General features: G+C 58.0%; 7 protein-coding genes. All 7 read left to right on the top strand.

Annotation, left to right across the window (positions count from 1 at the left end):
- Window positions 1-341, top strand: a 341-nt coding sequence (locus MHM85_RS08865; protein WP_239285743.1) for an aromatic-ring-hydroxylating dioxygenase subunit beta, incomplete at its 5' end; no start/stop codon positions are given.
- Between the two features lie 101 nt (window positions 342-442).
- The gene (locus MHM85_RS08860) at window positions 443-1,615 is read left to right on the top strand and encodes an ABC transporter substrate-binding protein (protein WP_139526233.1); all 1,173 of its coding nucleotides are present in this window, start codon (window positions 443-445) and stop codon (window positions 1,613-1,615) included.
- A gap of 64 nt (window positions 1,616-1,679) precedes the next feature.
- Entirely contained in the window at window positions 1,680-2,540 is an 861-nt protein-coding gene (locus tag MHM85_RS08855) for a branched-chain amino acid ABC transporter permease (protein WP_044630589.1), read from the top strand.
- A 12-nt stretch (window positions 2,541-2,552) separates the two neighbouring features.
- A complete protein-coding gene (locus tag MHM85_RS08850) occupies window positions 2,553-3,608 on the top strand; it encodes a branched-chain amino acid ABC transporter permease (protein WP_231125581.1) in 1,056 nt (351 codons plus the stop codon).
- Between the two features lie 2 nt (window positions 3,609-3,610).
- Window positions 3,611-4,378, top strand: coding sequence for an ABC transporter ATP-binding protein (locus tag MHM85_RS08845; protein ID WP_139525921.1), 768 nt, complete (start codon window positions 3,611-3,613; stop codon window positions 4,376-4,378).
- Window positions 4,375-5,106 (top strand): ABC transporter ATP-binding protein, encoded by a 732-nt coding sequence (locus MHM85_RS08840; RefSeq protein WP_239285741.1) that lies wholly within the window; start codon window positions 4,375-4,377, stop codon window positions 5,104-5,106. The genes MHM85_RS08845 and MHM85_RS08840 overlap by 4 nt, the downstream gene beginning before the upstream one ends.
- A 78-nt stretch (window positions 5,107-5,184) precedes the next feature.
- Window positions 5,185-6,372: a benzoate/H(+) symporter BenE family transporter gene (locus MHM85_RS08835; RefSeq protein WP_239285739.1), complete on the top strand. Its 1,188-nt coding sequence runs from the start codon at window positions 5,185-5,187 to the stop codon at window positions 6,370-6,372.
- The last annotated feature ends 26 nt before the right edge of the window (window positions 6,373-6,398 follow it).

The following is a 6,398-nucleotide window of genomic DNA, read 5'->3' as shown; positions in this document are numbered from 1 at the left end:
GCGATCCGCACAGCGAGATCTCGTTGATCTACTACCCCAACCGCGAAGGGCTGGAAGATCGGGTCTACCGGATCAAGACCGAGCGCAGCGGGGCGAGCACGCCGGAGCCGCGCACCACGCACCAGGTGACCAACCTCGAAATCCTGTCGCAAGACGACCAGACGGCCGAGCTGCGGTTCAACTGGCACACGCTGAGCCACCGCTACAAGAAGACGGACAGCTTCTTCGGCACGAGCTTCTACACCCTGGACGTCTCGGGCGAGCGCCCGCTAATCACAAGAAAAGTCGTGCAGCTGAACAACGACTACATCCATCAAGTCATCGACGTGTATCACGTATAAGCCGCATCGATGAGACAGGGACGTCGCTGATCGTGTCTTCCATCAACGCGAAGCGCGATGGACATAACAATCTAAAACAACACAATCCTGGTGAATCCATAATGAAAAATGTCAAAAAGACCACTCTCGTTGCTGCTCTGGGTACCACTCTGACGCTGTCGGCCATGGGCCTTTCGGCGAATGAAGATCCCGTGAAACTGGGGCTGATGCTGCCTTATTCAGGCACCTATACAGCGCTGGGCGAAGCCATCACTAACGGCTTGAAGCTGGCCATCGAGCAGGAGGGGGGGCAGTTGGGCGGTCGCGACGTCGAGTACGTCGAGTTGGATTCCGAAGCCGATCCTTCCAAGGCTCCGCAAAACATGAGTCGTTTGGTCAACGGTGACAACGTGGATTTCGTGATAGGTCCGGTACACTCAGGCGTGGCGATGGGCATGCTGCGCGTGGCCAAACAAACCGGCGCCATTACGATCATTCCGAATGCAGGGCTTGGGGCGGCGACCAACGAACTGTGCATGCCGAACGTGTTTCGCACCTCCTTTAGTATGTGGCAAGACAGCTATCCCATGGGAAAAGTGGCCTACGAGCAAGGGCATAGAAACATCGTGACCATTACCTGGGACTATGCAGGGGGGAAAGAAGACCTGGAGGGCTTTGAAGAGGCCTTTACCGCCGAAGGCGGTGACATCGTCCAGCAAATTCTCGTGCCGTTTCCGAGCACCGAATTCCAGAGTTACCTGACGCAGATTGCCAGCCTTCAGCCGGATGCCGTGTACACCTTCTTCGCGGGGGGCGGTGGTGTCAGCTTCGTGAGGGATTACGCGGCGGCGGGGCTCAACGAGAGCATCCCGCTGCTGGGGTCCGGGTTCCTTACCGAAGGTAATCTAGCCGCCCTGGGCGATGCGGGTGAAGGCGTCATGACCACGCTTCATTACGCAGAGACGCTAGAAAACGACGCGAACCGCTCGTTCGTGGCCGCCTATGAAGACGCCTACGGAGAAGCGCCGGATACGTACGCGGTGCAAGGCTACGATACCGGCATGATGCTAGCCCAGGCGCTCAATGTACTCGGTGGAGACACGTCAGACCGCGATCGACTAATCGATGTCTTGGCAAATGTTCAGTTAGCTAGTCCGCGCGGTCCGATGAGCTTCTCGGATTCCCACCACCCCATCCAGAATGTCTACCTCCGCGAGATTCGTGACGGCAAGCACGAGGTCGTCAGCATTGCTGCCGAGAATCTAGAAGTGCCCGACGACGCCTGTCAGATGTAACGACACTTCGTACAGCTTGGGAGCGGGGCAATCCCGCTTCCCCTTTTATGCTCGGAGGGGTCTTATGGATCTCGCATTTTTTGGTGTCCAGCTGCTCAATGGGCTCCAGTATGGGTTGCTGCTGTTTTTGATAGCCAGTGGGTTAACGCTGATTTTTGGGATCATGGGCATCATCAATTTGGCCCATGGTGCCATGTACATGATCGGTGCCTATTTGGTGTATGACCTGACCATGCGTTTCGGCAACTTCTGGTTGGCCATCTTGGTTGCGATCCCCATCGCTATCGCACTCGGCCTGGTCATCGAGCGGCTGTTTCTCGACACGCTCTACAAGCGCGACCATCTCTATCAAGTGCTGCTGACCTTTGGGTTGATTTTAGTGCTCAACGAAGCCCAGCGAATCATCTGGGGCGGCGACGTGCATCGCGTGCCGGTACCTGCGCCGTTCGACGCCAGTATCCAACTCACCGACAACCTGCAGTATTCGGTCTATCGGCTCTTCGTCATGGGCGTTTGTCTGGTGTTGGCCGGCGTCATCTATGGCGTCATTCGCCATACCCGTCTGGGCATCATCATCCGGGCCGGTGCCGTGAATCGCGATATGGTGGAGGGGCTCGGTATCAATGTCCGTACGCTCTTCACACTGATTTTTAGCGTGGGTGTGGCGCTCACCGCCTTTGCCGGCATGATTGCCGCGCCGCTCACGTCGATTGCCCCCGGCATGGGTGACAGTATTTTGATCACCTGCTTCGTGGTCGTGGTCATCGGGGGGATTGGCTCCATCAAGGGTGCCTTTTGGGGGGCCATCATCATCGGTATGGCCACGACCTTCGGCGCTGTGCTCATTCCCAGTCTCGCCAGCATGGTGATCTACCTGATCATGGCAGCGGTTCTTTTGGTGAAACCGCGCGGTCTTTTCGCGTGAGGAGAACAAGCAATGTTACATAGATATCCCAAGCGCGTTGCCTACCTCATGTTGGTACTGACGGCGCTAGTGGCAACCTTTCCGCTGTGGGGCGAGGCGGTCTTCGGCAATCAGGCCAATTTCATGCTGGAGAAGCTGACCTTGATGCTGATTCTCGCGCTGTTTGCCATGAGCCTCGATTTGCTCGTGGGCATCGTGGGTCTGGTGAGCCTGGGGCACGCGCTCTTTTTCGGGTTAGGCGCCTATACGCTTGCCCTCGCCAGCCCTGACTTTAGCCCAGCCTCCATGTGGTGGATGCTGCCTCTGGTGATCGGCGTGTCGGCCTGTGTTGGGCTCATCGTCGGCCTCTTGGTCATTCGCACCAAAGGTATCTTCTTCATCATGACGACGCTGGCGTTCGGTCAGATGCTTTACTACTTCATTAGCACGTCTCAGTTCGCGGGGGGCACCGATGGTGTCTTCATCATGTTCCGCCCCAGCTTGGCCGTGGGCGATACCCTGCTAGTCGATTTGGATGACCCTTACAGTTTCTTCTACTTCTGCCTGGCAACGCTGTTGGCGGGGTACCTCTTTCTGCGCTGGCTGACCCGCTCCTACTTCGGTCAGGTGCTGGACGGCATTCATGATAACGAGCACCGCATGCAGGCCCTGGGCTATGCCACCAGTGGTTACAAGCTGATCGCTTTCGTGATTGCCGGGGTGATGGCTTCGATTGCCGGCATGCTGGCGGCGATGCAGTACGGCTTCGCCAATCCAGCCCAGCTCGGCTGGCACACGTCCGGCGAGGTACTGATGATGCTGATTCTGGGCGGCATAGGCACCATCTTTGGCCCCATTCTAGGTGCCTTCGCGTATGAAATACTGCTGTTCGTCTATGAGCATGCCACGACACATTGGCCCATTTTGATGGGGCTGACCATCATCGTGGCAGTGTTGGTGCTGCCGCGCGGTGTGGCAGGCCTGATGATCGCGCCTCCCTGGGCACGCAAACGCCGCACGACAGCCAATGACGCGCCGGAAAAGGCGACCGTCTCCGCCCAGCCCGTGACACAGAGTAAGGTGGACTAGCCATGAGTGATGACATCGTATTAGCCACCCAGGGCTTGACGCGTCGTTTTGGTGGCCTCGTTGCCGTCAATGACGTGGACTTTGATGTGAAAGCCCACGAAATACATGCAATTTTGGGCCCCAACGGCGCCGGCAAAAGCACCTTGATCAATTTGCTCTCCGGTGAGATCCCCCCGTCGGAAGGCCAGGTGCTCTATCGACAAAAAGCGATTCAAGGCAAAAGTGCTCGCCAAATTGCACGCTTGGGCATTGGGCGCAGCCATCAGAAAACCAATATTTTTCCACGCCTTAGCTGCTTGCAGAATTGTGAGCTAGCGGCACGCATCCATATGGGCGGCGTGTTGGGCAGCTGGCGTTCCCGTCACACGGCGCAGCAGGTGAGCGAGCGCGCCCAAGAGGTGCTGGAAACCTGTCAGCTGAACCACCGGGCGCACACGACCGCCTCGGACATGAGTTACGGCGAGCAGCGCCAGCTTCAGATCGCCATGGTGCTGGCTACGGCACCCTCCTTGATGCTGCTGGACGAACCGATGGCCGGCATGGGGCGTGAAGAGACGGCGCAGGTCACGGAGCTGCTCGCCAGTTTGACCGACCGCTACACCCTAGTGTTGATCGAGCACGATATGGATTCGGTTTTCCGCTTGGCCAATCGCATCACGGTCATGGTCGATGGCTGTGTCCTAGAAAGCGGCCCGACGGAGCAGATACGTACCAGCGACAAGGTGCGCGATGTCTACTTGGGACGTCACGACGAAGGAGTAACCGCATGACCACAGACGCAACCGTGACTCCCCTCATCGAAGCCCGCAGGCTGCACGCCTACTATGGCGAAAGCCATGTGTTGCACGGCGTCGATGTGACCCTAATGCCCGGAGAGACGCTCAGTTTGTTAGGGCGTAACGGCATGGGAAAAACCACCACGTTGAAGTCGATCCTCGGTTTTGTGCCACCACGCCGTGGGGACGTTTATATCAAGGGCGTGTCGACCGCGAAACGACGCCCATGGCAGTTGATGCGTCAGGGAATCGGCTACGTACCCGAAGGGCGTGGCATCTTTCCTGGGATCAGCGTGCGTGAGCATCTCATTATGGCGGCGCGCCCCAATGAGCGGGGAGAGACCCCCTGGACCATGGAACGCGTGCTGGACACGTTTCCGCGCCTGGGGCAACGCATTAACCATGATGGCGCGCTGCTGTCGGGCGGGGAGCAGCAGATGCTCTCGATTGGTCGAGCGCTGACGACGAACCCCGATCTGATGATCCTCGATGAAGCCACCGAAGGCTTGGCGCCGCTGATACGCGATGAAATCTGGAACATCATTCGCACTATCAAGGCCACGGGCATCTCGACGATCATCGTCGATAAAAACATCGATAACCTGCTGGAAGTGGCTGAGAAGCACTTGCTGTTAGTGAAAGGGGAAGTGAAGTACAGCGGTGATTCACAGGGGCTCAGGAATAACCCAGGACTGTTGGAAACGCACCTGGGCGTTGCGTAATGGAAGGCCTGGCCGAGCTCTCTTTGCCAGGCCATTACACAGGGTAGTGACCCTTAATCGCGTTGGGATACTGTGGGTATGCAATTACACAAAGACTGGTCGGTGTCTGCGATCACCGCAGGCTTCGTGGCCGTGCTGGTCTCGTACTCTGGACCGCTGGCCATCTTTTTTCAGGCCGCTCAGAGTGCTGACATCTCGAGCACGATGATGACCTCCTGGGTCTGGGCCATCTCCATGGGGGCCGCCATCTCGGGGATTTTGCTGAGCATGTGGTTGAAGGTGCCGGTGGTGACCGCGTGGTCGGCGCCGGGAACCGCCCTGTTGGTGACGCTTTTTCCAGAGCTGTCGCTCAACGAAGCGGTGGGCGCTTACCTGACGGCCGCCATCCTGTTATTCGTGATCGGCATCACCGGATCGTTCGATCGTATCATCCAGCTGATTCCTCCCGGCATTGCCAGTGCCATGATGGCCGGCATCTTGTTCCAATTCGGCGTCGGCATCTTCGAGTCGTTGCGCAATGTGCCGACGTTGGTGATTGGAATGATGATCGCTTATCTGGTTTTAAAACGTCTGACGCCGCGCTACAGCTTGATTTGCCTATTGTTGGTCGGTGTCGTGTTGGCGGTTCTCTTGGAGGGAGCCAGCCTCGAGGGTGTCGGCGTTCAGTTGGCGCAGCCGCAGTTCATCCAGCCCGATTGGACATGGAAGGCGACCTTGAGCTTGGCGATACCGCTGGTACTCGTCAGCCTGACGGGCCAGTTCCTACCGGGCATGGCGATATTGCGTACCTCGGGCTACACGACGCCTGCCAAGCCCATTGTCACGGTGGCCAGCGTAACGTCGCTGCTGACAGCCTTTTTTGGCGGCATCACGACGGTGATCGCGGCCATTACCGCCGCAATCTGCACCAGCAAAGAAGCGCATGAAGATCCGGACAAGCGCTACGTTGCCGGCGTGGCCAACGGTGTGTTCTATCTCGTGGGCGGTCTGTTTGCAGGCACCATCGTGGCGCTATTTACTTCGCTGCCGAATGCCTTCGTGGCGGTACTGGCGGGACTGGCGTTGATGGGGGCGATAAGCAGCAACATCAGCGCGTTCGCCGCCGAGAAGAGCCACTTGGAAGCCTCGGTGTTGACCTTCGTCGCCACGGCATCCGGGGTGAGCTTTTTGGGGCTCGGGTCGGCTTTCTGGGGCGTGGTCGTTGGCGGACTGGCGTACAACCTACTGCACCGGCGCTTTGCGCCACTGAACAATGACACGCAATAACAACAAAGGCGGCTGACACCGTCACT

Source organism: Halomonas sp. McD50-4 (assembly GCF_022348135.1).
GTDB classification, from domain to species: domain Bacteria; phylum Pseudomonadota; class Gammaproteobacteria; order Pseudomonadales; family Halomonadaceae; genus Vreelandella; species Vreelandella piezotolerans.
The sequence above is the reverse complement of the archived record's forward strand: the minus strand, read 5'-3'. Positions and strand labels throughout refer to the sequence as shown.